Source organism: Martelella sp. NC20 (genome assembly GCF_013459645.1).
Classification (GTDB): domain Bacteria; phylum Pseudomonadota; class Alphaproteobacteria; order Rhizobiales; family Rhizobiaceae; genus Martelella.
The window spans coordinates 1,107,787-1,133,275 of sequence record NZ_CP054861.1; the positions used below are offsets into that span (position 1 = coordinate 1,107,787).

Annotated in this window: 24 protein-coding genes; 11 read left to right on the forward strand and 13 right to left on the reverse strand. The window is 61.9% G+C overall.

Annotated features, from left to right (window positions below; translation table 11 throughout):
* Nucleotides 1-11 precede the first annotated feature (11 nt).
* The 3 genes from HQ843_RS05385 to HQ843_RS05395 form a co-directional block, all read right to left on the reverse strand.
* Complete coding sequence (locus tag HQ843_RS05385; RefSeq protein WP_180899486.1) at nt 12-1,256, reverse strand: saccharopine dehydrogenase family protein; 1,245 nt, start codon at nt 1,254-1,256, stop codon at nt 12-14.
* A 106-nt stretch (nt 1,257-1,362) separates the two neighbouring features.
* Nucleotides 1,363-2,457 carry a carboxynorspermidine decarboxylase gene (locus HQ843_RS05390; protein WP_180899485.1) on the reverse strand — a complete coding sequence of 365 codons (1,095 nt, stop codon included), beginning with the start codon at nt 2,455-2,457 and terminating at the stop codon, nt 1,363-1,365.
* 191 nt (nt 2,458-2,648) lie between these two features.
* Complete coding sequence (locus HQ843_RS05395) at nt 2,649-3,602, reverse strand: sugar-binding transcriptional regulator (protein WP_180899484.1); 954 nt, start codon at nt 3,600-3,602, stop codon at nt 2,649-2,651.
* 261 nt (nt 3,603-3,863) lie between these two features.
* Here HQ843_RS05395 and HQ843_RS05400 point away from each other — a divergent pair, with 261 nt between their 5' ends.
* Nucleotides 3,864-4,754: an NAD-dependent epimerase/dehydratase family protein gene (locus HQ843_RS05400; RefSeq protein ID WP_180899483.1), complete on the forward strand. Its 891-nt coding sequence runs from the start codon at nt 3,864-3,866 to the stop codon at nt 4,752-4,754.
* Nucleotides 4,755-5,008: 254 nt separating this feature from the next.
* On the opposite strand, the gene dnaQ is transcribed toward HQ843_RS05400, so the two are convergent.
* From dnaQ to HQ843_RS05425, 5 genes are read right to left on the reverse strand one after another with little or no spacing between them, the layout of a single operon-like run.
* The gene (gene dnaQ / locus HQ843_RS05405) at nt 5,009-5,716 is read right to left on the reverse strand and encodes a DNA polymerase III subunit epsilon (protein ID WP_180899482.1); all 708 of its coding nucleotides are present in this window, start codon (nt 5,714-5,716) and stop codon (nt 5,009-5,011) included.
* Nucleotides 5,713-6,330 (reverse strand): dephospho-CoA kinase, encoded by a 618-nt coding sequence (gene coaE, locus HQ843_RS05410; RefSeq protein WP_180899481.1) that lies wholly within the window; start codon nt 6,328-6,330, stop codon nt 5,713-5,715. The genes dnaQ and coaE overlap by 4 nt, the downstream gene beginning before the upstream one ends.
* The gene (locus HQ843_RS05415; protein WP_180899480.1) at nt 6,327-7,187 is read right to left on the reverse strand and encodes a shikimate dehydrogenase; all 861 of its coding nucleotides are present in this window, start codon (nt 7,185-7,187) and stop codon (nt 6,327-6,329) included. Before HQ843_RS05415 ends, coaE begins: the two co-directional genes overlap by 4 nt.
* Entirely contained in the window at nt 7,180-7,794 is a 615-nt protein-coding gene (locus tag HQ843_RS05420) for a Maf family nucleotide pyrophosphatase (RefSeq protein ID WP_180899479.1), read from the reverse strand. Before HQ843_RS05420 ends, HQ843_RS05415 begins: the two co-directional genes overlap by 8 nt.
* 19 nt (nt 7,795-7,813) lie before the next feature.
* Complete coding sequence (locus HQ843_RS05425) at nt 7,814-8,635, reverse strand: pyruvate, water dikinase regulatory protein (RefSeq protein WP_180899478.1); 822 nt, start codon at nt 8,633-8,635, stop codon at nt 7,814-7,816.
* A gap of 402 nt (nt 8,636-9,037) precedes the next feature.
* Here HQ843_RS05425 and hemE point away from each other — a divergent pair, with 402 nt between their 5' ends.
* From hemE to HQ843_RS05465, 8 genes are all read left to right on the forward strand, one after another.
* A complete protein-coding gene (gene hemE, locus HQ843_RS05430) occupies nt 9,038-10,069 on the forward strand; it encodes a uroporphyrinogen decarboxylase (protein ID WP_371822075.1) in 1,032 nt (343 codons plus the stop codon).
* 26 nt (nt 10,070-10,095) lie between these two features.
* A complete protein-coding gene (hemJ, locus tag HQ843_RS05435; protein ID WP_180899476.1) occupies nt 10,096-10,626 on the forward strand; it encodes a protoporphyrinogen oxidase HemJ in 531 nt (176 codons plus the stop codon).
* 199 nt (nt 10,627-10,825) lie between these two features.
* The gene (gene rho, locus HQ843_RS05440; protein ID WP_180899475.1) at nt 10,826-12,091 is read left to right on the forward strand and encodes a transcription termination factor Rho; all 1,266 of its coding nucleotides are present in this window, start codon (nt 10,826-10,828) and stop codon (nt 12,089-12,091) included.
* Between the two features lie 334 nt (nt 12,092-12,425).
* Nucleotides 12,426-13,739 carry a tRNA uridine-5-carboxymethylaminomethyl(34) synthesis GTPase MnmE gene (gene mnmE / locus HQ843_RS05445; RefSeq protein ID WP_180903423.1) on the forward strand — a complete coding sequence of 438 codons (1,314 nt, stop codon included), beginning with the start codon at nt 12,426-12,428 and terminating at the stop codon, nt 13,737-13,739.
* Between the two features lie 137 nt (nt 13,740-13,876).
* Entirely contained in the window at nt 13,877-15,724 is a 1,848-nt protein-coding gene (mnmG, locus tag HQ843_RS05450) for a tRNA uridine-5-carboxymethylaminomethyl(34) synthesis enzyme MnmG (protein ID WP_180899474.1), read from the forward strand.
* 2 nt (nt 15,725-15,726) lie between these two features.
* On the forward strand, nt 15,727-16,344 hold the full coding sequence (gene rsmG, locus HQ843_RS05455) for a 16S rRNA (guanine(527)-N(7))-methyltransferase RsmG (RefSeq protein ID WP_180899473.1): 618 nt from the start codon (nt 15,727-15,729) through the stop codon (nt 16,342-16,344).
* A gap of 14 nt (nt 16,345-16,358) precedes the next feature.
* A complete protein-coding gene (locus HQ843_RS05460; RefSeq protein ID WP_371822199.1) occupies nt 16,359-17,153 on the forward strand; it encodes a ParA family protein in 795 nt (264 codons plus the stop codon).
* Between the two features lie 22 nt (nt 17,154-17,175).
* Nucleotides 17,176-18,048, forward strand: a complete 873-nt coding sequence (locus tag HQ843_RS05465) for a ParB/RepB/Spo0J family partition protein (RefSeq protein ID WP_180899471.1) — start codon at nt 17,176-17,178, stop codon at nt 18,046-18,048.
* A gap of 241 nt (nt 18,049-18,289) precedes the next feature.
* On the opposite strand, the gene holA is transcribed toward HQ843_RS05465, so the two are convergent.
* The 3 genes from holA to leuS are packed head-to-tail and all read right to left on the reverse strand — an operon-like array spanning nt 18,290 to nt 22,520.
* Nucleotides 18,290-19,330, reverse strand: a complete 1,041-nt coding sequence (gene holA, locus HQ843_RS05470) for a DNA polymerase III subunit delta (RefSeq protein ID WP_180899470.1) — start codon at nt 19,328-19,330, stop codon at nt 18,290-18,292.
* 12 nt (nt 19,331-19,342) lie between these two features.
* Entirely contained in the window at nt 19,343-19,903 is a 561-nt protein-coding gene (locus tag HQ843_RS05475; protein WP_180899469.1) for a hypothetical protein, read from the reverse strand.
* On the reverse strand, nt 19,890-22,520 hold the full coding sequence (gene leuS / locus HQ843_RS05480) for a leucine--tRNA ligase (RefSeq protein WP_180899468.1): 2,631 nt from the start codon (nt 22,518-22,520) through the stop codon (nt 19,890-19,892). The genes HQ843_RS05475 and leuS overlap by 14 nt, the downstream gene beginning before the upstream one ends.
* 165 nt (nt 22,521-22,685) lie before the next feature.
* On the opposite strand from leuS, the gene HQ843_RS05485 reads away from it, so the two are divergent.
* The gene (locus tag HQ843_RS05485) at nt 22,686-23,351 is read left to right on the forward strand and encodes a YggS family pyridoxal phosphate-dependent enzyme (RefSeq protein ID WP_180899467.1); all 666 of its coding nucleotides are present in this window, start codon (nt 22,686-22,688) and stop codon (nt 23,349-23,351) included.
* A gap of 3 nt (nt 23,352-23,354) precedes the next feature.
* Here the strand turns inward: HQ843_RS05485 and HQ843_RS05490 are convergent, their stop codons facing one another.
* A complete protein-coding gene (locus HQ843_RS05490) occupies nt 23,355-23,576 on the reverse strand; it encodes a DUF1413 domain-containing protein (RefSeq protein WP_180899466.1) in 222 nt (73 codons plus the stop codon).
* A 298-nt stretch (nt 23,577-23,874) separates the two neighbouring features.
* Nucleotides 23,875-25,005 (reverse strand): NADH:flavin oxidoreductase, encoded by a 1,131-nt coding sequence (locus HQ843_RS05495; protein ID WP_180899465.1) that lies wholly within the window; start codon nt 25,003-25,005, stop codon nt 23,875-23,877.
* Nucleotides 25,006-25,111: 106 nt separating this feature from the next.
* On the opposite strand from HQ843_RS05495, the gene HQ843_RS05500 reads away from it, so the two are divergent.
* Nucleotides 25,112-25,486 (forward strand): winged helix-turn-helix transcriptional regulator, encoded by a 375-nt coding sequence (locus tag HQ843_RS05500; RefSeq protein WP_180899464.1) that lies wholly within the window; start codon nt 25,112-25,114, stop codon nt 25,484-25,486.
* Nucleotides 25,487-25,489 lie beyond the last annotated feature (3 nt).

The window sequence follows — 25,489 nt, forward strand, 5'->3', positions numbered from 1 at the left end:
CGGGAAGAAGCCTACTTCGAGAAATCGAGCGCACGGTCGCCGTTTTCGTCCCTGATCCGGGTCGGCAGGCCGATCTGGTTCAGGATATGCAGGAACGGCTTGGGCGGCAGTTCCTCGACATTGGCCATGGTCTTCACGTCCCACTCGCCGGACGCCACCAGGATCGCGGCGGCGACCGGGGGAACGCCGGCGGTGTAGGAAATGCCCTGCGAACCCACCTCGTTATAAGCTTCCTTATGGTCGGAGACATTGTAGATGAACACTTCGGCCGGCTTGCCGTCCTTGGTGCCCTTGACGAAATCGCCGATGCAGGTGTTGCCGGTATAGCCGGGCGCGAGCGAGGAGGGGTCGGGCAGCACGGCCTTGACCACCTTGAGCGGGACGACTTCCTGTCCATCCGCCAGCTTCACCTTCTGCTCGGACAGCAGGCCGAGACTTTTCAGCACGGTGAACACATTGATGTAGTGATCGCCGAAGCCCATCCAGAAACGGACATTGGGCGAGCCCATGTTCTTGGCCAGCGAATGGATCTCGTCATGGCCGGACATGTAGGCCTTCTGCTTGCCGACGACCGGCAGGTCGAATTCATGGCCGATCTCGAACATCCTGTTCGTGGTCCATTCATTGTTCTGCCAGGCATAGACCACGCCGGTGAATTCGCGGAAATTGATCTCGGGATCGAAATTGGTGGCGAAATACTTGCCGTGGCTACCGGCATTGATGTCGACGATATCGATATCGGTGATGTCGTCGACATAGTCGTCCTTCGCAAGCCGCGCATAGGCGTTGACCACGCCCGGGTCGAAACCGGCGCCGAGGATCGCGGTCACGCCCTTGTCGGCGCAGCGATCCTTGCGCTTCCATTCGTAGTTTCCATACCACGGCGGGGTTTCGCAGATCTTGTCCGGCTCCTCGTGGATGGCGGTGTCGATATAGGCCGCGCCGGTCTCGAGGCAGGCTTCCAGAACCGACATGTTGAGGAAGGCGGTGCCGACATTGATGACGATCTCGACGCCGGTCTCGCGGATCAGGCTGACGGTTGCCGGAATATCGAGGGCGTCGAGCTGATGAGCCTGCAGGACGCCCTGCTGCTTCATCGCCTTCTTTTCCATGACGCTGGCAATGATCGCGTCGCATTTCGACCTGGTGCGCGAGGCGATGTGAATATCGCCCAGCACATCATTGTTCTGGGCGCATTTGTGCGCAACCACCTGGGCGACGCCGCCGGCGCCGATAATCAGGACATTCTTCTTCATCAGGACAACGTCTCCGGTTTCGTCCGTTGTGGCCGTCGGGCCGGTGAAAACGCAAGCGCGTCAGGGAATGGCGGATACCGTCCCCAAACGCACCGCAGATATGGCGTCACGACAGGCTCGCGACATAATCCTCATAGCCGAACCGGCGCACGGGACGGATGGTTCCATCGAGCTCGCGATGGGCGATTGCCGGCATTTTCACGCCATTAAACCAGTTCTTCTTGACCATCGTATAACCGGCGGCATTTTCGATCGAGAGGCGATCTCCGATCCTGACCGGCTGTTCGAAGGAAAACTCGCCGAAGATATCGCCCGCAAGGCAGGATTTGCCGCAGATCATCACCTTGTGCGGGCCGGTATCGGGCGACAGTTTCGCGCGCTCGCGGTAGATCAGCAGATCCAGCATATGGGCCTCGATCGATGAATCGACAATGGCAAGGTCCTTGCCGTTGTTGAGCGTATCGAGCACCGTGACCTCGAGCGTCGCGGCCCCCGTGATCGCGGCCTCGCCCGGTTCCAGATAGACCTGGACGCCATATTTCTGCGCAAAGGCCTTGAGCCGCGCTGCCAGCGTTTCCAAGGGATAGTTTTCGCCGGTAAAGTGAATGCCCCCGCCGAGACTGACCCAGTCGAGCCGCGACAGCAGGTGGCCGAAACGGTCCTCGATCACGGCGAGCATCTCGTCGAACCGCTCGAAATCCTCGTTTTCGCAATTGTTATGAAACATGAAGCCCGAAACCTTGTCGAGCACCGCCTCGATCGCCGCCGGATCATGCTCGCCGAGCCGCGAGAACGGGCGCGCGGGATCGGCAAGATCGAAACCCGAGCTCGAGACCTGCGGATTGACGCGCAGGCCGCGGATCCTGTCGGCCGACTGCCGCTCGAACCGGGTCAGCTGGCCGATCGAGTTGAAGATGATCTTGTCGCAATTGGCCAGCACCTCGTCGATCTCGTCGTCGCCGTAGGCCACCGCATAGGCATGGGTCTCGCCGCCGAATTTCTCAAAGCCGAGCTTGACCTCATAGAGCGATGACGAGGTGGTGCCGGCCATATACCGGCTCATGAGATCGAACACCGACCATGTGGCAAAGCATTTGAGCGCGAGCAGGGCTTTCGCGCCGGAGGCCTCGCTGAGCCAGGCGATCTTTTCCATGTTCGCCGTCAGGCGCTGCTTGTCGATGAGATAATAGGGCGTTTGCATCGGCGTAACCTCTTCGGGTCGGCGTCAAAGAAGCGCCCGAACGGCGCGGGCTGTCGAGGTCTACATATTCAAGCGGGCGGTAAAATCAACCTCAGAGCGGGGATTTCGCCGGCGCGCCAACCAAAGACGCGGGCGCAAGGCCGAAAACGCGGTCCGGGACCGGAGCGTTTTTGGCCATGCCGGCCCCGCCCTCAGCCCTTCAACAGGTAGCGCGCGGCATCCTCGTCGGTAATCAGCGCGTTGATCTGGCCGCCGCGCACGGCCGCTCGGATGGCGCGGTGCTTTCGGCTGCCGCGGGCCATGCCGAACACGGCGGTATCCTCATGAACGGGTATCGGAATGCTGGCGACGCGCTGGTTGATCGGGTGATCCAGGAGTTCGCCATTGTCGTCGAAAATCCAGCCGCAGATTTCACCGGCCGCCCCTGCGGCGACCAGTTCGTCCATCTCGTCGGCGTTCAGGAAGCCATCGACCAGAAGCGGCGCGCGCTGGCCAAGCTCGCCGATGCCGACGAAGGTCGCGTCCGCCCTCGCGCCGAGCTCCAGCGTCGGCTTCACCAGCGGCTGGGCATGAAACAGGATGCGCTCCTCTGGCGTGGAGACCAGAACCGGCAGCGGCATCGGGAAATGCCGGGCATTGATGGCATCGGCCATCAGGAAAATGACGTTGTAATAGGCGGCCGAGCCATCCGGGCTGATATTGCCGGTCAGCGACACGATCCGGTGCTGCGGACAGTCCATCGGCGGCAATTGCTCGACGGCGGCGCGCAGCGTCCGCCCGGTGCCCATCGCGAGCACGGTCGGCTCGGTGCGCTTCAGCCAGCGCTCGATCTCGGCCGCGCCCTCCTCGGCGATGCCGGCGACGGAGGTATCCGAACTTGGATCGCTCGGCACCACCACCGCCTGTTTCAGCCCGAATGTCTGCTGCAATGCGCTCGAGAGCGCCAGGCATTCGGCGATCGGGTGGTCGAGGCGGACCTTGATCAGCCGCTCGGACATCGCCAGCGACACCAGCCGCTGGGCGCTCTGGCGCGAAATGCCCATGGCGGCGGCAATCTCGTCCTGGGTGCGGCCGGCGACATAGTAAAGCCAGCCGGCCCGCGCGGCATCGTCAAGACGGGAAGTTGTGCCGGTTTTTTTCGCCATTGCGGGGCCGCCATGTTGTTTTGTTGAGGCTTCGTCAATCGGCAGCAGCTTAGAGCCTGCGGCGCCTGAAGGGAACCGGTCGCAGCGTTCCACGACAATCATTCCACGCAAACCGGTCACGCAAACCGGTTTCGGGCAAAATCACCGCGAACGCTTGTCGGGCGGGGGGCAAAGGCGATAAAAGCGGTCAGCAGCCGTTTCACGCGGCCTGATCGCATCGGGAGAAGCCGGCATTTCAAAATGGCGGATAATGAGGAGCCCATGAGCAAGCGTATCGTTTTCACCGGCGGCAGCGGCAAGGCCGGCCGCGATGTCATTCCCTATCTTCTGGACAAGGGCCACTCCGTCCTCAATCTCGATCTGAAGCCGTTCGACCATCCCGGCGTCAACACGCTTGTGACCGACCTGACGAAGAGCGGCGAGGTTTTCAACGCGCTGTCGATGCATTTCGGTTTCGACGGTTACGAGACCGAAAGCCTGCCGCAGGCGCCGGATGCGGTGGTCCATTTCGCCGCCGTGCCGCGGGTGCTGCTGCAGCCCGACAACGTCACCTACGAGACCAATGTGATCTCGACCTACAATGTCATCGAGGCGGCGATGAAGCTTGGCGTGCGCAAGGTGATCATCGCCTCCAGCGAAACCACCTATGGCGTCTGCTTCACCGAGGGCGACAGGGATTTCCGGTCGTTTCCGCTGGAGGAGGATTACGACGTCGACCCGATGGACAGCTACGGGCTTTCCAAGGTCTGCAACGAAAAGACCGCGCGCGCCTTTGCCATGCGCTTTGGCGCCGACATCTATGCGCTGCGCATCGGAAACGTGATCTCGCCGGAGGATTATGCCAATTTTCCGGGCTTCCTCGCCGATCCGCCGTCGCGCAAGCGCAATGCCTGGAGCTATATCGACGCCCGCGACCTCGGCCAGATCGTCGATTTGTGCCTTGAAAAGGACGGCCTCGGTTTTCAGGTGTTCAACGCCACCAACGACACCATCACCGCCAACGAGCCGACCCGGACCTTCCTCGCCAAATACGCCCCCGCCACGCCGATCACGCGCGAACTCGACGAATACGAGGCTCCCCTCTCCAACCGCAAGATCCGTGAGGTTCTGGGGTTCAAAGAGGAGCATGACTGGCGCAAATATGTGACGTGAGGGGCGGTGAGTGTGACACTCGTTTCCGCTTTCGGCATTGACGCCGAAGAGGGCAGGGCTGTCGCATATGGCCTGACCGCATAGCCCCCCAATCTTCTCGCCCCGGAGGGGAGAGATGTCGCGACAGCGACAGTGAGGGGGGAGCCCAACCCCGCGAACGCCCTCACGGGTCGATATGCTGCGCCACCCTCACTGCCCCTTTCGGGGCATCTCTCCCGCCAGCGGGAGAGAGTATTTGGAGCAAGCCGCGTCCGCTACTTCACCGAATGCCACAGCGCCTTTTCGCCGATCTCGGCGACCATCTTCGCATGCGCTTCCAGTTCCTCCGGATGCACGCGCGGGGCGAGCGGGCGGGGGCGGACGAGCGGGGGGAGTTTGCGGACATTGCCGTCGGCATCATATTCCACGCTGTCGCCGGCATTGACGAGCCGGAACGCCGCCTGCCGTCCGCCCGACATCTCGATATAGACTTCGGCCAGCAGTTCGGCGTCGAGCAGCGCGCCGTGCTTGGTGCGGTGGGCATTGTCGATCGAATAGCGCTTGCAGAGCGCGTCGAGGCTGTTGGGTCCCATGGGATGCTTGCGCCGGGCAAGCGCCAGCGTGTCGACCACCATGTCATCGGGGATCGGCGGCTTGCCGAGACGGCCAAGCTCGACATTGATGAAGCCCATGTCGAACGACGAGTTATGCGCGATCCAGCGCGCGCCTTCGAAGAAGGCCAGGAGATCGTCTGCGATATCGGCGAATTTCGGCTTGTCCTTCAGGAATTCGTCGGTGATTCCATGGACCTGAAGGGCTTCCGGATGCACCGTCTTGCCATCGGGATTGATGTAGACGTGGAAGGTGCGCCCGGTCGGAAAATGGTCGACCAGTTCGAGGCCGCCGATCTCGATCAGCCGGTCGTCATTCTTGTCCATGCCGGTGGTTTCGGTATCGAAAATGATATCCCGCGTGACCTTCATCGATCGCTGTCCCTTGTCGCGCCCCGTGGGCCCCGTCTTTTCAGATCGGCAATGATCGCGGCAACCGCCGCGCGCGCCGCCTCGATGCCGTGACCGGTATCGACAATATAGTCGGCCCGCGCCCGTTTTTCGCCATCGGGAAGCTGCTGTTTCAGGACGGTTTCGAGTTTTTCCACCGTCATTTCCGGCCGCGAAAGCACGCGCTCGCGCTGGATCGCCGGATCGCAGGTGACCACGACGACATAATCGACATCGCGATCGCCGCCGGTCTCGTAAAGAAGCGGCACATCGAGCACCGCGATCGGCGCGCCATCGGCCCTGGCATGCTGCAGAAAGGCGCGCCGCTCCTCGCGCACCAGCGGATGGACGATGCCCTCGAGCTTCCTGAAATTTTCCGGTTTGCCGGCAAGCGCCCGGCTGAGCTTCCGCCGGTCGATCGCGCCGTCAAGGGTAACGCCGGGGAAGGCTGCTTCCACCGGTGCGACCGCACGTCCGCGATAAAGCCGGTGGACGGCATCATCGGCATTGAAGACCGGAAGGCCGGCCTCGGCGAAGAAACCCGCCGTGGTCGACTTGCCCATCCCGATCGATCCGGTGAGGCCGAGCAGGATCATGCGGTTTCACCGAGGTCGGCGAGGATTTCGGCCATCAGCCCGTCATCGACCTCGGGCTTCCTGCCGAACCATTTCTCAAAACCGGGCACGGCCTGGTGGAGCAGCATGCCGATCCCTTCGGCGGTCCTGAAACCCTGACGCTTCGCCTGCCGGAGGATCGGCGTTTCAAGCGGCACATAGACGATATCGGCGACGATCGCGTTTTCATGGAGGGCCGAGAAATCGAATTCGGGAACCGCGCCGCCCTTCATGCCGAGCGAGGTGGTGTTGACGAACAGGCCCGCGCCTTCCATCACCGCCTGAAGATTGTCCATGTCGTGGGCATGGACCCGGTCGCCGAGCCTGAAGGCGAGTTCGGAGGCGCGCGCCAGCGTGCGGTTGACGATATGGACATGGGAAAAGCCGCGGTTCTTCAGCGCCAGCACCACGGCGCTGGCCCCGCCGCCGGCCCCCAGAACAACCGCGCGCTCGGCATAATCCCAACCGGGGTGGAGCGCATCGAGGTTCTGGGCAAAGCCGAAACCATCGGTATTGGTGGCGTGAATGCGGCCGTCCTCGACCCACAGCGTATTGGCGACGCCGAGGGTTGCGGCAAGATCGTCGCGTTCGTCGGCAAGCTCGAAGGCGGCCGCCTTGTAGGGCATGGTGACGTTGCAGCCGACATAGCCGGCCTCGCCGGAGCGCAGCCTGTCCATGAAGTCTTCGATTGCGCCCGGCGCGACATCCTGGCGCACATAATCGCCGTCAATGCCGTATTTCCTCAGCCAGTAGCCATGAACCAGCGGCGAGCGCGACTGATCCACCGGATGACCGATGACGCACGCCCTTGGTGTCGCCGTTTCACGTGAATCACTCATCAATCGCTCCCAGTTTGCGCAGGGCCTTCAGAAGGGCCAGCATCGGTAGGCCCAGTATGGTGAAGAAGTCGCCCTCGATTTTCGAGAAGAGTTGCACGCCCGGACCTTCGAGCTGGTAAACGCCGGAGGAAAAAAGCGCGTCATCCGGGATCAGCGCTAGGTAGCGATCGATCGCCCGGTCATCGAGGGCGCGCATGTGCAGGACTGCCGTTTCCGCCGCCTCGAATATGATCGCGCCGTTTCTGGCGATTGCAAAGGCGCTGATCAGGCAATGGCTGCGGCCGGAAAGGCGCTTCAGATGATCGCGCGCCTCATCCCGGCTTTCCGGCTTGGAATAGGGCCGGCCGGCAAATTCCATGACCTGGTCGCCGCCGATCACCAGCGCATCTTTTGCCCGCGCCGAAACATCGAGCGCCTTTTGTCGCGACAGCAGACCCGCCAGGAAAGCGGGCGCGGCGCCGGTCTTGAGATATGGCGCCTCGATGGCGCGCTCGTCGACCTCCGGGCGCATCGCGGTGAAGGCGAGCCCGGCATTTTCCAGCAGTGCCCGGCGCGAAGGGCTGGTCGAGGCAAGCACGATCGCCGGTTTTTCATCGGAAACGCTCATGTTTCTCCTTCCGGGCTGTTCAGCCGCGCTGGTGTTTCAGGGCGAGGATCGCCGCCGCCGTTTCCTCGATCGAACGGCGCGTGACATCGATGATCGGCCAGTCATTGCGGGCGGCCAGCGAACGGGCGTATTTCAGTTCCTCGGCAATCACGGCGCGATCGGTATAATCGCTCTTGCCGTGATCGCCGCCGGCGCCGAATTCGCGATATTCCCGCACCTGCGAAATCCGCCCGGTCGAGGCGATCAGACAGACGATCAGCGGTTTTTCGGCGCGATAAAGACTGTCCGGCAGGGCAACCCCCGGCACGATCGGGATATTGGCGGCCTTGACGCCGCGATTGGCGAGATAGACGCATGTCGGCGTTTTCGATGTCCGGCTGATGCCCAATATGACGATATCGGCCTCGTCATAGGTCTCGGGCATCTGGCCGTCATCATGTTCCATGGTGAAATTGAGCGCCTCGATGCGGGCGAAATAGTCCTCGTTGAGGCTGTGCTGGGCGCCGACCCGGCGTTGCAGCGCGGTGCCGAGATAGGACTGGAAGACAGCCGCCACCGGTTCCAGAACATTGACGCTCGGAACGCCCATGTCGCGGCACATTTCGTGGATCAGGGCGGAAAGCTCCTCGTTGACGACGGTGTAGAGCACGATGCCCGGGGCCTCATCGATCGCGCGCAGGACGGTGAGAAGCTGTTTGCGACTTCTGATCAGCGGATAGACATGCTCGATCGGCTCATGGCCGCCGAACTGGGCCGAAACCGCACGGCCCGCCGAGATCAGCGTTTCGCCTGTCGAATCGGAGATCAGATGCAGGTGAAAGAAGTTTTTTCGGTTTTCCACGATGTCCTTCGCCTGCTGTTCATAACACTGGACAAACCGGGACGAAAACGGCCGCCCGGTTTTTGCCTGTGGGAAGATGGCGTGTTTGTCCACATATGCTCAAATGTCGAAAGCGTGAAACCCGGCCTGTTGAAAACGGGGAAAAACCATGCCGACGAACCGCTTTTCCGTGGGTTTTACACAGGGTTTCCGTCACACGCCAGACCCGGAAGGGCCTGACTCCATTGACGAAGGCACCGCAATCCCCGATCTGCCGGAACAGGAACGCTGAAAACCGTCGATCCAGAACTGGAAACCGAGGAAAAGACTCATAGCCGAGGCAAAAGCTTTAATCCTTGATCCTCACAGACTCTAAGAAATAAAAGAAACCGAATATAACAAGATTCATTTAGAGGCGAGGCTGTGGATATGGCTAAAAGAGCACTGGAACGGGTGCTGGACGGCGAAACCGTAAACCCGCCTCCGATCTGGCTGATGCGCCAGGCAGGCCGGTATCTGCCTGAGTACCGCGCAGTGCGGGAGACGGCGGGAGGATTTCTGAATCTCTGCTACAATCCCGAATTTGCAACGGAAGTGACATTGCAGCCAATCCGGCGGTACGGCTTTGATGCGGCGATCCTGTTTTCGGACATTCTCGTCATTCCCGATGCGCTGGAGCGAAACGTCCGCTTTGAGGCAGGTGAAGGACCGAGACTCGATCCGATCGACAGCGACGGTATTCTGGCTCTTGAAAAGAGCTATGACGCGACCAAACTCGATCCCGTTATCGAAGCGGTAAGTCGGATACGCCGGGAACTGCCGGAAGAAACCGCGCTGCTCGGCTTTTGCGGCGCGCCGTTTACGGTGGCGACCTACATGATCGCTGGACGCGGCACGCCCGACCAGGCGCCGGCGCGGCTGTTTGCCTATCGCCATCGGCGGGAATTCCTCAAGCTTCTCGATTATCTCGCCGATCTTTCGGCCGATTACCTGATCCGCCAGCTCGAAGCGGGCGCGGATGCCGTGCAGATCTTCGACAGTTGGGCCGGCATTCTCGGCGAGCAGGATTTTGCCGATTTTGCCGCCGCACCCGTGGCAAGAATCGTTTCCAAGGTACGGGCGGCGCGGCCGGAGGCGAAGATCATCGCCTTTGCCAAGGGCGCCGGACCCAATCTCGCCACCTACCGGGCAAGGACGGGCGCGGATGCGATCGGCCTCGACTGGACGGTACCGCTCGCCATTGCAAAAGAATTGCAGAAGGATGGCCCGGTGCAGGGCAATCTCGACCCTCTGGCGGTGGTCGCGGGCGGCGATGCGATGAAAAGCCGCGCCCTTGCCATTCTGGAGGCCCTTGCGGACGGGCCGCTGATCTTCAATCTTGGTCACGGCATCACGCCCGAGGCCGATCCCGAACATGTGGCAGCACTCGTGCGGCTCGTGAGAGGCGAAGAATAGACAACAGTCAACGGGGAGGGCGCAAAATGGCAGATCGGGATAACGCCGGCAGCAAGGCGGCAGGACGGGCAATGACGGCGCTGCTGGTGTTTCTGGCGCTCTGTCTCGCGATCTATATTTTCGACCGCGATAATTTCTACCTCTGGGCCAAGGCGATCCACATCATGGCGGTGATCGCCTGGATGGCGGGCATGTTCTATCTGCCGCGCCTGTTCGTCTATCACGCCGAAACAAAGCCCGGTTCCGACAGTTCGGAAACCTTCAAGGTGATGGAATACCGGCTGATGAAGGCGATCATGAATCCGGCCATGATTCTGACATGGATTTTCGGTTTATACCTCGCCTGGGAGGGATTCCGGTTTTCCGGCGGCTGGCTGCACGTCAAGATTCTGGCGGTTTTTGTGATGTCGGGCGTTCATGGCTACCTCAGCAAGGCAATCAAGGAATTCGCCGCCGACAAGCGCGTGCACAGTGCGAAACATTGGCGCATTGTGAACGAGGCGCCGACCCTGTTGATGATCATCATCGTCATAATGGTCGTTTTGAAGCCGTTTTAATCACCTGATGAACAACTTCGACGGATTTCTGCGATAAAAATGCGGTTTTTGCTCTTGTAACGCGAGCGGCAAATCAGTATCTTCCGGCCACTCATCCAAAAGGCTGTGCGAAAGTATTCCCCCCTGCCAATCCAGATTGGCACTGCTCTACCAGCGCAACCGGCCTTTCTATCATCATGACAACATAACGGTTTTCTTCATGTCTCAAATGAAGCTTCAGGAACTGAAGAGTAAAACGCCTACCGATCTCCTTGCCTTTGCAGATTCCCTCGAAGTCGAGGGCGCGAGCACGATGCGCAAACAGGAACTCATGTTTGCCATCCTGAAAATGCTTGCCGCCCAGGACGTCGAGATCATCGGCGAAGGTGTGGTCGAGGTCCTTCAGGACGGTTTCGGGTTCCTGCGTTCGGCCAATGCCAACTATCTTCCCGGTCCCGACGACATCTATATTTCTCCCTCCCAGATCCGCCGCTTCGCGCTGAAGACCGGCGATACGGTTGAAGGACCGATCCGTGGACCGAAGGAAGGCGAGCGCTATTTCGCGCTGCTCAAGGTCAACACGATCAATTCCGACGATCCCGAAAATATCCGCCACAAGGTCCATTTCGACAATCTGACGCCGCTCTATCCCGACGAGCGCTTCAAGATGGAACTCGACACCGCGACCTCGAAAGACAATTCCGCCCGCGTCATCGATCTGGTGGCGCCGCTCGGCAAGGGCCAGCGCGGGTTGATCGTGGCGCCGCCGCGCACCGGCAAGACGGTGCTGCTGCAAAACATCGCCCATTCGATCACCGCCAACCATCCGGAATGTTTCCTGATCGTTCTGCTGATCGACGAACGGCCCGAGGAAGTGACCGACATGCAGCGCTCCGTGAAGGGCGAGGTGGTCTCCTCGACCTTCGACGAACCCGCCGTGCGCCACGTACAGGTCGCCGAAATGGTCATCGAAAAGGCGAAACGCCTGGTGGAGCATGGTCGCGATGTCGTGATCCTGCTCGACTCGATCACCCGTCTTGGCCGCGCCTATAACACCGTCGTGCCGTCTTCCGGCAAGGTGCTGACCGGCGGTGTCGACGCCAATGCGCTGCAGCGCCCGAAGCGCTTCTTCGGCGCGGCCCGCAATATCGAGGAGGGCGGTTCGCTGACGATCATCGCGACCGCGCTGATCGACACCGGCAGCCGCATGGACGAAGTGATCTTCGAGGAGTTCAAGGGCACCGGCAACTCCGAAATCGTGCTCGACCGCAAGGTCGCCGACAAGCGTATCTTCCCGGCGATGGACATTCTCAAGTCCGGCACCCGCAAGGAAGACCTGCTCGTGCCGCGCCAGGACCTGCAGAAGATCTTCGTTCTTCGCCGTATCCTCGCGCCGATGGGCACCACGGATGCGATCGAGTTCCTGATCGACAAGCTGAAGCAGACCAAGAGCAACGCCGAGTTCTTCGAATCGATGAACACCTGATCTGCCGAACCGATCGTGCCGTGGGTAGGGCTGGTGTTGAAGCTGGTCTTGCTTGGTGTCGAGGGTAGGGCGATTGAGCATGGCATCCGCCGCATAGCCCCCGATCTTCTCGCCCCGGAGGGGAGAGATGTCGCGAAAGCGACAGTGAGGGGGAGACTTTCCCCTCGGGCACCCTGTGCCTGGAAGCGCTGCATCACCCTCCTTTCGGGGCATCTCTCCCGCAAGCGGGAGAGAATATGGGGAGCAAGCCGCTAGGCCGTGCTTTGCTGGCAGAGTATCGGAAGAGACATCGCTTTATACTAGTTAAGTATCTGAAATAAAACAGGTTTTTGTAATGTCCGCTGCCGGCGACACGATCTACGCGCTTTCGAGCGGCGCCTTGCCTTCGGGGGTAGCGGTGGTGCGGGTGTCGGGGCAGGAAGCGTTTTCCTGCTGCAGGGCGATAGCGGGAGATGTGCCGGAACCGCGCAAGGCGCGACTGATGACGCTTGTTGACGGTGAAGGACTGCCGATCGACACGGCGCTCGTCCTGGCCTTTCAGGGACCTTCATCCTTCACCGGTGAGGATTGCATCGAGTTCCAGCTTCACGGCGGGCGGGCGGTTGTGCGGGCAATCCTCGATCGTCTTTCCGCCCTGCCGGGTTTGCGGCATGCCGAGGCCGGGGAGTTTACCCGCCGGGCCTTCGAGAACGGCAAGATCGATCTGGTCGAGGCGGAGGGTCTCGCGGACATGATCGCCGCCGAAACCGAGATGCAGCGTCGGCTGGCGTTGGAACAGGCGGGCGGCGGCCTTTCGGAGCTTTATGAAGGCTGGGCGCGCGAACTGACCCATGCGCGGGCGATGATCGAAGCCGAACTCGATTTCTCCGATGAGGACGATATTCCGGGCTCCGTATCGGCCACGATCTGGGCCGACGTGGAAGATGTCGCGGGCCGTATTGAAAAACACATCGCCGGCAGCCGGACGGGGGAAATCATCCGCGATGGGTATCGCGTCGTGATTGCCGGTCCGCCCAATGCCGGGAAATCCAGCCTCCTGAACGCGCTCGCCCGCCGGGATGTTGCGATCGTCACCGATGTCGCCGGCACCACCCGCGATGTCCTGGAGGTGTATCTCGACCTTGATGGCTATGCGGTTCGCCTCTGCGACACGGCCGGTCTGCGGGAGAGCGACGATATCGTCGAGGCGGAGGGCATGCGCCGGGCGCGGGCATTGCTCGAGAACGCCGATCTTATCCTCTCACTCAGCGATATTCAGACGGGTGACGCGGCTGAACGCTTTGACGGGGAATGCCTGCGGATCGGAACCAAGGCGGACGGCGGAAATGGCTCGGAGGCGGAATTCGACCTGCTGATATCATCCCGGACCGGGGCGGGGATCGACCGTCTGGTCGCGATGATCAAGGCAAGGCTTGAGGCCCGATTGACCGGGGCCTCGTTGTCGCTGCCGGTGCGCGACCGGCAGGTCGGTTATCTGCGGGAGACGCTTGGGCATATCGAGGCGGCGTTGGTCGCCCGCGACCGCTCTCCGGAGCTGCCGGCAGAATCGCTTCGCCGGGCCGCGAGCGCCCTTGGCAGGATAACGGGGCGGGTCGATGTCGAGGATTTGCTTGACGTGATCTTTTCGTCGTTCTGCGTCGGCAAGTGAGTGCCAGTGTTTCACGTGAAACAATCTTGACTCGCGGACTGACACCCGTCAGAACGCTTTGGAACGATCAGCCGCAGCTATTATTGTGCGGTGGAGAACGGCTCCGGGAATGGCCCCGTGGAGCCATGGAGCTACAAATGTCCTATGATGTCATCATCATCGGCGGCGGCCATGCGGGTTGCGAGGCCGCAAGCGCTGCGGCCCGCGCGGGCGCGAACACCGCGCTGGTTACCCATCGTCGCGAAACCATCGGCGTGATGTCGTGCAATCCCGCCATTGGCGGCCTCGGCAAGGGCCATCTCGTGCGCGAGATCGATGCGCTTGACGGGCTGATGGGACGGGTCGCGGATGCGGCGGCCATCCAGTATCGAATGCTGAACCGCCGCAAGGGACCCGCTGTGCGCGGCCCCCGCAGCCAGGCGGATCGCAAGCTCTATCGTCTGGCAATGCAGGCCGCGTTGTCGGAGATCGACAACCTCGACATCATCGAAGGCGATGTTTTCGATCTGGAATCCGCCAATGGCAGCGTCTCGGCCGTCATACTGGGCGATGGCCGGCGCCTTGCCTGTGGCGCGGCGGTGCTGACCACCGGCACATTTCTGCGCGGCCTGATCCATATCGGAAACCGGAAAATCCCGGCGGGCCGGGTGGGCGAGGCGCCGTCGGTCGGATTATCAGCGACGCTCGCGCGTCTCGGCCTGTCACTCGGCCGGCTGAAGACCGGCACGCCGGCGCGGCTCGATGGCCGGACGATCGACTGGCAGGCGCTGGATCGCCAGAGCGCCGACCCCGATCCGACGCCGTTTTCGTTCATGACGTCGACTGTGCAGAACCCGCAGATCGATTGCGGGATCACCCGGACGACGCCGAAGGTGCACGAGATCATCCGCGAGAATATCGGCCTTTCGGCGATGTATTCCGGCCAGATCGAGGGGGTTGGTCCGCGTTACTGCCCGTCGGTTGAAGACAAGATCATGCGTTTCGGCGATCGTGATGGCCACCAGATATTTCTTGAACCCGAGGGTCTGGACGATCCGACCGTCTATCCGAACGGTATCTCGACGTCCTTGCCGGAGGAGGTGCAGGACGCCTTCATTCATGCGATCCCAGGTCTGGAGAAGGTGACGATCCTGCAACCGGGCTATGCGATCGAATATGATCATGTCGACCCGCGCGAACTGTCGGCCTCGCTTGAACTGCGGAAGCTTGGCGGTCTGTTTCTGGCCGGCCAGATCAACGGAACCACCGGTTATGAAGAGGCCGGGGCCCAGGGACTGGTGGCGGGACTGAACGCGGCGCTGCTTGCGTCCGGGTCCGAACCGGTCATCTTCTCGCGCACTGATTGCTATATCGGGGTTATGATCGACGATCTGACGACGCGGGGCGTGGCGGAACCGTATCGCATGTTCACCTCGCGCGCGGAGTATCGTCTCACGCTGCGCGCCGACAATGCCGACCAGCGGCTGACACCGATGGCGATGGCGCTTGGCATCGTCTCGGATGAGCGGAGCGCGAAGTTCACCTCCTATATGACCGCGATCGATCAGGGCAGGGCGGCGCTGAAGGGCCGGTCGCTGACCCCCAATGAGGCCGCGCGGTTCGGGATGAAGCTCAATCAGGACGGCCAGCGCCGTAGCGCCTACGATCTTCTCGCCTATCCGGATCAGGATTTTTCCGGGCTTTCAAGGATCTGGCCGGAGCTTGGCGAGACGCCGGATGCGGTGCGGAACGCGCTGGAGATCGAGGCATCCTATTCTGTCTATCTCGATCGCCAGGCCGCCGACATCGCCGAGGTTCAGCGCGATGAGGGCAGGGCGATCCCGGCGGAGTTCGACTACAGCAACCTGTCCGGCCTTTCAAGCGAGTTGAAGGGCAAGCTTTCGGCGGTGCGTCCGGCGACCATCGCGCAGGCCGGCCGCATCGACGGCATGACCCCGGCTGCGCTGTCGCTTCTGCTGGTGCGACTCAAGCTGCGGGCGGCCTGACGATGAAATTGAATGGCAGCAGTGTTTCACGTGAAACACAGGACCGGCTTGACCGCTTCGTCAGTCATTTCGAGAAATGGGCGCGGGCGATCAATCTGGTCGCGCCCTCCACCCGCCAGCAGATCTGGGATCGGCATATCGCCGACAGCGCGCAACTGTTTCAACTCGCGCCGGAGCCGAAGACCTGGATCGATCTCGGCAGCGGCGGCGGTTTTCCCGGCATCGTGACGGCGATCTTTCTGGCGGAGGCCGGCGAGGGCTGGGTGCATCTGGTCGAAAGCAACAACAAGAAGGCGTCGTTCCTGCGCACGGCGATCCGCGAAACCGGCGCGCGCGCCAGCGTTCATGCCATTCGCGCCGAGACGGCGCCGGCGGAAATCGCGACGCCGCAGCTGATGTCGGCCCGGGCGCTGGCCTCGCTCGACCATCTCATGGACTATGCCGCGCCCTGGTTTTCGACCGATCCGGCGTTCCGCGCGTTTTTCCACAAGGGACGCGATTATCAGCGCGAGCTCGACAAAGCGCGTGACCGATGGGCGTTCGATCTGGTAAAACATGAAAGCAAGGTCGAGCCCGGCTCCGTGATCCTCGAAATTTCGCGCCTTGCACCGGCTTTTTGAAGACAGGCGGGACGATCATGAATCATAAAACGCGGGTCATCACCGTCGCCAACCAGAAGGGTGGCGTCGGCAAGACGACGACGGCGATCAATCTGGCGACGGCGCTGGCTGCCATCGGCGAGAAGGTTCTGATCATCGACCTCGACCCGCAGGGCAATGCCTCGACAGGACTTGGAATCGAACGCAACCAGCGCGACGTCTCGGCCTATGACGTGCTGATCGGCGAGAAAACGCTTGCCGAAGCCGCCGTGCGCACCGCTGTGCCCAATCTCGATATAGTTCCGTCGACGCTCGATCTTCTGGGGTTCGAGCTCGAGATCGCCGCCGATCCCCGACGCGTGTTCAAGCTTCGCGATGCGCTGTCGCATGGCGATATCAGCAAGTACCGCTACGTGTTCTGCGACTGCCCGCCGTCCTTCAACCTGCTGACGATGAATGCGATGGGCGCGGCCAACGCCATTCTTGTGCCGCTGCAATGCGAATTCTTCGCGCTGGAGGGGCTCAGCCAGTTGCTCGATACCGTCTCGGAGGTGCGCAGCACCATCAATCCCGGCCTCGAAATCCAGGGCGTGGTGCTGACCATGTATGACAGCCGCAACAATCTCGCCCAGCAGGTGGTCAATGATGTGCGCGAATATATGGGCGACAAGGTCTACAAGACCTTGATTCCGCGCAATGTCCGGGTCTCCGAAGCGCCGTCTTTCGGCAAGCCGGTGATCCTTTACGATCTCAAATGCCAGGGCAGCCAGTCCTATATCCAGCTTGCCTCGGAAATCATCCAGCGCGAACGCGCGCTGGCGGCTGCCTGATACGATCAATATGGTGAATGCGATGAGTGATGACAGTTCCAAAAGGCGTCTCGGTCGCGGCCTCGCCGCCCTGATCGGCGATATCGAGAAACCCGCCGAAGCCAGTGCGCCGGTCACGGCCGATCGTCGCATCCCGATCGAGTTCATCACGCGCAACCCGCGCAACCCGCGGCGGCATTTCGAGGAGGGGGATCTGCGCGATCTCGCCGCCTCGGTGCGCCAGCACGGCATCGTCCAGCCCGTCGTGGTACGGACCATTGGCGCCCAACGCTATGAAATCATCGCCGGCGAACGCCGCTGGCGCGCGGCGCAGCTTGCAGGGCTTGCCGATGTTCCGGCGCTGATCCGCGATGTCGACGACCGCACGGCGCTGGAGATCGCGATTGTCGAGAATGTCCAGCGCGCCGATCTCAATCCGCTGGAAGAGGCCAATGGTTATGAATTGCTGATCGCCGAGCATGGCTATACGCAGAACGACCTCGGTGACATCATAGGCAAGAGCCGCAGCCATGTCGCCAACAGCCTGCGGCTGCTGAAACTGCCGGAGGGGGTCCAGACGCTGCTGGCCGAAGGCGCGTTGTCGGCCGGCCACGCCCGCGCGCTGATCTCCACGCCAGATCCGCAAAGCCTTGCCCGCACCATTGTCGATCGTGGTCTTTCGGTGCGCGATGCCGAGAAGCTGGCGCAGAAGGCGATCGAAGGCGGCGGCGGGACAATGCGCGCGCCGCGTCAGAAGGATGCCGATACGCTGGCGCTGGAGCAGACGCTCTCCGATCGGCTGGGGCTGGCGGTTGCCATCGACCATAAATCCAATGGCGGCCAGATCCGGATTTCCTACAAGACGCTCGACCAGCTGGACGATCTGTGCCGCAGGCTCGATCGGACGCCAAATTGATATGATGCAATTTTTTTATTAAATTTCAGTTACTTGTAACCAAGTTCATCCGTCATCCCGGACTTGATCCGGGATCCAGGACTTTATGGTAACGTCTTTGCGACAAGGACCTTTTCATGCGCCTGTCGGAGCGGCCCTGGACCCCGGATCAAGTCCGGGGTGACGGAGAGGGAGGGAACGCTGCCATTGCTACGGCATTTGTCAACGAACCGCAGGCTCAACCTTGCCCGTCACTCCAAGGTCAGTTCCGCATAGCCGCCCGGTTTGACCGCAGCGCGAGCGAGAGCAGCGTCTGCATCGCGATGCTTTCCTCGAGCTCCGGATATTGCCGCGTCTTCAGCACGGTATCGGCCAGCAGCCGCAGCGCCCGCGCCGTCGCCGCGCCGTTCCAGGAGGCGAGGGCGCGTTCGAAGATCGGCTTTCGCTTGAAGAAGATATGCCGCCCGTGGGTCTGCATCACTTGGCTTGCGGGCAGGCGCTTGCCCTCCATCTCGGCGCGCATCTGGTCGAGAAGGTGAAACTGCCGGATACAGCCGTTCAGGATCAGGAAAATCGGCGTTTTCGATTGTGCCGTCTTGGCCATGGCATGGCGCAGCGCCGCCATATCGCCCGAAAGCACGGCATCGACCGCATCGTCGGCAGAGATCGCGCTGGCATCGCCGATCACGGCGGCGACATGCTCCTCGGTGATCACATCCAGGCCGCGGCCATAAAGCACCAGCTTGTCGATCTCGTTGCGCGTCGCCAGCCTGTCGCCGCCGATCAGTGACAGCAGCAGATGCCGCGCCGGCGGCGTGATCCTCAATGAGGCGTCGGAAAGCGCCTGATCGATCAATGCGTTGAGGGCGCGCGCGTCGTCGGCGTAACAGGGAATGGCGGCGACGGTGCGGGCGCTCTCGGCGGCCTTGCGCATCGCCGTGCCCTTGCGCAGTTCGCCGGCCTCGATGATCAGCGACGCGCTTTCAGGCGGGCCCTCCGCCAGCATTCGCAACACATCCGCCAGGGCCTTGTCATTGCCGCCGGCGCGGACCCAGACCAGCCTTTCGCCGCCGAACAGGCCGATCGCGTTCATCTCGTCCATGATCCGCCCGGCATCGATATCGCCGCTGTCGAGCTTCATCACCGCGAACGCGTCATCGAGCGGCACGCCGGTGCCCGCGGCAATCAGCGATGCGCGTTCGCTGACAAGGCCGCGATCCGGGCCATAGACCAGAAAAACCCGGTATTTGCGCGCATCCTGCCTGAGAAAGCCGTCAAACTGATGGGATTTTATCTCGGTCATCGGGGCCGTGAATTATTGCGGGGCAGGGGCGGGCGGCAGAACCTCCGGGGGCTCCTTGTTGAGCGCTATGGCGAGATCGGCATTGATGATCTCGGCCACTTCTTTCGCAGCGCGCTGCTGGGCATCGCGGATAGCGCGCAGGCGGGCGAATTCCTGGGACGGGAAATCGACGAGCGCAATGCCGGTGCGGCGGCCCGAGGCGAGCAGCTTGCTGTCGGAGCGCCGCCGCAGCGCGTAATCCGCCGTGACGATGGTACGCCCGGCGCTTGCCGTGTCGGAGGAATCGTCGACCAGCACCTCGGAGGTCACGGCGAAGGCCGAAACATTCACGTCGTATTTCGGATCGGCGCTCTCGCCGAGACCGCCCGCGGTCATGAATATCAGGTCGTTCAGCACATATTGCGCCACCGGCGTCGTCGGCGTGTTGAACGCGAGCTGGTGCATCTTGGCATTCAGAGCCGTGCCCTCCGCGCCGCCGTAAAGCGGGCGGACCTGGCAGGCGGAAAGCGCCATCAGGGCGGCAAGGGCCGCTGCCGGCAGCGCGGCGCGGAAAAGACGGTCAGACAACAACATTCACGATCCTTTGCGGCACGACGATCACCTTCTTCGGCGTTTTGCCTTCCAGCGCGCGCGCCACCGCTTCCAGTTCCATCACCGCGGCTTTGATGCTGTCCTGATCGGCATCGCGGGCGACGGTCAGTTCGCCGCGCTTCTTGCCGTTCACCTGCACCGGCAGGGTGATCTCATTGTCGGCTGTCAGGCCCGCTTCATAGGCGGGCCATGCGGCCATGGCGATCATACCCCTACCTTCGAGCACCTTCCAGCATTCTTCTGCCAGATGCGGCATCATCGGCGCGAAGCAATGGGTCAGGAACAGGCTCGCCTGCTTCAGCGCGGAGAGCATTTCAGCATCCGCCTTGCCCTCGGCCGCGTCCGTCAACGGCGCTGCCAGCACGTTGACCAGTTCATAGATGCGGGCGATCGCCTTGTTGAAGGCCAGCGCCTCGATATCGGAGGCGACGGCCTTCAGCGTCTTGTGGGCGGCGCGGGAAATCTCCAATGCCTTGTCGTTTGCACCGGGCTTCGCCTCGACGCCGGCAAGCGCCGGTGCTGCCTCGGAAACCAGCCGCCAGATGCGCTGTACGAAGCGGAACGTGCCCTGCACGCCGGCCTCGGTCCAGACCACGTCGCGGTCTGGTGGTGAGTCGGACAGCACGAAGAAGCGCGCGGTATCGGCGCCATAGGTCGCCAGGATATCGTCCGGATCGATGACGTTTTTCTTCGACTTCGACATCTTCTCGATCGAGCCGATCGTCACTTCCTCGCCGGTTTCAATGAGATAGGCCTTGCGGACGCCATCATTCTCCTCGAACCGCACATCGGTCGGCGAGACCCAGCGTCCCGCAGTACCGCTGCCGCCGAGACGATAGGTCTCGTGCACCACCATGCCCTGGGTGAACAGGCCCTTGAACGGCTCGTCATGGCTGACATGGCCCGTCGCCTTCATCGCCCGGGTAAAGAACCGCGAATAGAGCAGGTGCAGGATCGCGTGCTCGATACCGCCGATATACTGGTCGACAGGCAGCCAGCGATCGGCGATGGCCGGGTCGGTCGGAGCATCCTCGTGCGGCGCGGTGAAGCGGGTATAGTACCAGCTCGAATCCACGAACGTGTCCATCGTGTCGGTCTCGCGCCGCGCGGGCTTGCCGCAATGCGGACAGGCGACATCGCGCCAGGTCGGATGACGGTCGAGCGGGTTGCCGGGCTTTTCGAAATCGATGTCGTCCGGCAGTTTCACCGGCAGGTCGGCCTTTGGCACGGGGATGACGCCGCAATCGTCGCAATGGATCACCGGGATCGGGCAACCCCAGTAGCGCTGGCGGGAAATGCCCCAGTCACGCAGCCGGAAATTGACCTTGCGTTCGCCGCGGGGAGCGCCGCGAACGGTCTCAGCCTCCAGTTTTTCTGCAATGGTTTCAAAGGCTTCGGTCGTACCCATACCGTCGAGGAAGCGCGAATTGATCATCACGCCGTCATCGGTATAGGCTTCGTCGCCAATGGTGAAGCTCGCCGCATCGCCATCCTTCGGCATCACGATCGGCGTGACCGGCAGGTCGTATTTGCGGGCAAAGTCGAGGTCGCGCTGGTCGCCGGCCGGGCAGCCGAAGATCGCGCCCGTGCCGTAATCCATCAGCACGAAATTGGCGACATAGACCGGCAGTTCCCAGTTTTCATCGAAGGGGTGACGCACGGTGATGCCGGTGTCGACGCCCTTCTTCTCGGCGGTTTCGAGCGCGGCCAGCGATGTGCCGGCGCGCCGCGTCTCCTCGCAGAAGGCCGCGACCTTCTCATCGTGCTTTGCCGCCTGCTTCGCCAGCGGATGATCGGCGGAGATCGCCAGGAACGAGGCGCCGAAGATCGTGTCCGGACGCGTGGTGTAAACGGTGACGTCTTCCATGCCGCCGGCATTGCCGCTGGCGATATCCCAGCGGATCATCAGGCCCTCGGAGCGGCCGATCCAGTTCTTCTGCATCAGCCGGACCTTTTCCGGCCAGTGATCGAGCGTGTCGAGCGCGTCCAGCAGGTCCTGGGCAAAGTCAGTGATCTTGAAGAACCATTGAACCAGTTCGCGTTGCTCGACAAGCGCGCCCGAGCGCCAGCCACGGCCCTCGATCACCTGTTCGTTGGCGAGCACGGTCATGTCGACCGGGTCCCAGTTGACTTTTGATTGCTTGCGGTAGACCAGCCCCTTTTCCAGCATGTCCAGAAACAGATGCTGCTGGCGCTGGTAGTATTCGACATCGCAGGTCGCGAATTCCCGGGTCCAGTCGAGCGACAGGCCCATGGATTTCAGCTGGCTGCGCATGGTGGCGATGTTGTCGTAGGTCCAGTCCTTGGGGTGGACCTTGTTCTGCATCGCGGCATTTTCCGCCGGCATGCCGAAGGCGTCCCAGCCCATCGGATGCAGCACGTTGAAGCCGCGCGCCCGCTTGTAACGGGCAACGACGTCGCCCATGGCGTAGTTGCGGACATGGCCGATGTGAATGCGTCCCGAGGGATAGGGAAACATTTCGAGCACGTAATAGGTCTCGCGCGGGTCGGCATTGTCGGTGACGAAGACGTTCTCGTCATTCCACCGCCCCTGCCACTGGGGTTCGACTTTACGCGGATTATAACGTTCGGATGCCATGTCGGATTTGCTCGGTTCTTTTTCTTGGGGATTTTGGCGGTGAGCTTCACCATGAAAGCGCTTCAGCGTCAAGCAAAACGGCCCCGAAACGGACCTTCCGGCGTTGCCTCGCCGCTGGCCTTTGCAATATGGTGACGCCGCAATGGAAATGTGAGGTGTGACGACATGGGTGTGCGCGAAAATCTGGAAGAAGTGCTGGGGCGGATCAGGGCCGCCGAACACGAGGTCGAGCGCACGGGCGTCACCCTCGTCGCCGTCTCAAAAACCCACGAAGCCGACGCGATCCGCCCCGCGATTGCGGCCGGCCAGCGGGTCTTCGGGGAAAACCGGGTGCAGGAAGCGCAGAAGAAATGGCCGGCGCTGAAGGAAGAGACGCCGGATATCGAACTTCATCTCATCGGCCCGCTGCAGTCCAACAAGGCCGAGGATGCGGTGAAGCTGTTCGATGTGATCGAGAGCGTCGACCGCGAGAAGATCGCCCGCGCGCTTGCGAAGGAAATCGAAAAGCAGGGCAGGGCCCCCAAGCTCTACGTCCAGGTCAATACCGGCAACGAGCCGCAGAAGGCCGGCATCGATCCGCGCGAAACGGAAGCCTTTCTGGCGCTTTGCCGCGACGAGCTCGGCCTTCGGATCGAGGGGTTGATGTGCATTCCGCCGGCCGGTGAAAATCCCGGCCCTCATTTCGCGCTGCTCGCCGATCTCGCCACTGAAAACAGCGTGCCCAAGCTCTCCATGGGCATGTCCGGCGATTACGAGATCGCCATCGCCTTTGGCGCCACCAGCGTGCGGGTCGGCTCGGCGATCTTCGGCGAGCGGGATTACTCGGCCTGACCGTCAGCCGCGCTTGAGATAGACCCTTCCACCGCCTTGTTTGCGGCCGGTGTCTTCGACTCCGGGGAATTTGCCCTTGCGCACCGCATTCAGGAACGCCCGCCCGATCTTCACCTTGTCGCCGATGTAGAGCCGGTTCCAGCCGTCGCCATAGAGCGAGGGGAAGTGAAATTCGCCGGGCTCGAGGCCGAGGAGCCGGGTTCTGATGTCTTCTTCGTCAAGCATGGTCTTTTCAGGAACCTGTCGTCGGGAGATTGAAGGCTGCCAAGTCGAAGAATGGTACCAGCTTGCACAAAGAAAGGCGACGGGACATGGCTTGGGTGGCAGGGCTATCGCATATGGGCATCAAGGCTTGCTCCCAATACTCTCTCCCCTCCGGGGCGAGAAGATCTGGAGGCTATGCGGCAAGCCATATGCAATTCCCCATGGCTTGGGCGGCCGATCGGCTCGGCACCCGCATGAAGCATATGCGGGTGCTGTGTTCAGAATGCGGGCGGCCGGAAAATCAGCCAGCGGCCGAGGCTCAGGCGAGCTCGCCCAGTGTTTCACGTGAAAACGTGGCGAGCTTGTCGGTCTCGCCGGCTTTTACCTTTTTCACCCATTCGGGATCGCTGATCAGCGCGCGGCCGACGGCGATCAGGTCGAACTCGTCGCGTTCCATCCGCCGCGTCAGGTTTGCGAGATCGGGTGTCCTGGCATCGGCCTCCGCGCCGCCGAACCAGCCGAGGAAATCGGCGCCGTTGAGGCCGACCGAGCCGACCGAGATCGTCGGAACGCCGGTGATCTTCTTGGCCCAGCCGGCAAAGTTGAGGCCTTCCTCGCCATCAACTTCGGGGAATTCGGCTTCCCAGAAGCGGCGCTGCGAGCAATGCAGCATATCAGCGCCTGCCGCCACCAGCGGCTCCAGCCATTCGGCCATCTCGTCCGGCGTGGTGGCGATGCGGGCGTCGTAATCCTGCTGCTTCCACTGGCTGAGACGCAGGATCACCGGCATGTCGGGCGAAACGGCGGCGCGAACGGCCTTCACCACCTCGACCCCGAAACGGGCGCGCTCGGCGATCGACGCGCCGCCCCACCGGTCGTCGCGCAGGTTCAGCCCCTGCCAGAAGAACTGGTCGATCAGGTAGCCATGGGCGCCGTGGATCTCGACGACGTCGAAACCAAGCCGCTCGGCGTCTGCCGCAGCCTTGGCATAGGCGGCGATCGTGTCGGCGATGTCCTCCTCGCTCATGGCGCGGCCGCGCCTCTCGCCGGGCTTGACGAAGCCCGAGGGGCTTTCGGTTTCGTCCGGGTTCGGCGGATAGTCGGCGGAGGCGATGGTGTTGGCCACATGCCAGATCTGCGGGCCCATTTTGCCGCCGGCTTCATGGACGGTGTCGATCACGTTCTTCCAACCGGCGAGCGACTTTTCGCCGTAAAAATTCGGAATGCCGGGAAGGTTCTTGGAGGTCGGGCGGTCGATGACCGTCCCCTCGGAGAGGATCAGGCCGACATCGCCTTCGGCGCGGCGACGGTAGTAATCGGCGACATTCTGACCGGGTACGCCTTCGGGCGAAAAACCGCGCGTCATCGGCGCCATCACGATCCGGTTCTTCAGTTCGAGCGATTTGAGCTTGAATGGTCGGAACAGGACCTCGGTTGAGTGAGCGGACATCTGCTTTCCTTTGCAGTCTGGGGAGGACTTTCGGCAGCATAGGTATAAATTGTGGACCTAGTGTCAATAAGGCATTATGGTTTGACTAGGTATAGATGAGGTGACCATGGTTCACGATCCGTCGCAATGTCCCAAATTCCACGTCGATTGCATCAACCGGAAGATTCTCGACCAGATTTCCGGCAAATGGTCGATCATGGTCCTGACCATGCTCGGTTACGGCCCGCATCGGTTCAACGCGATCAGGAAGCAGCTTGAAGGCGTCAGCCAGAAAGCGCTGACCGATACATTGCGCAAGCTCGAGCGCAATGGCGTGGTCGATCGCAACGTCCTGCCAACCTCCCCGGTCGGGGTCGAGTATGAGCTGACGTCGCTGGGGCTGTCGCTGCGCGCGCATGTTCTGGCGCTCTATAACTGGACCGAAGAAAACGGGGATGAAATTAGCCGCGCCCGCGCCGCGTTTGACAAGCGCGCGGCCTGAGCG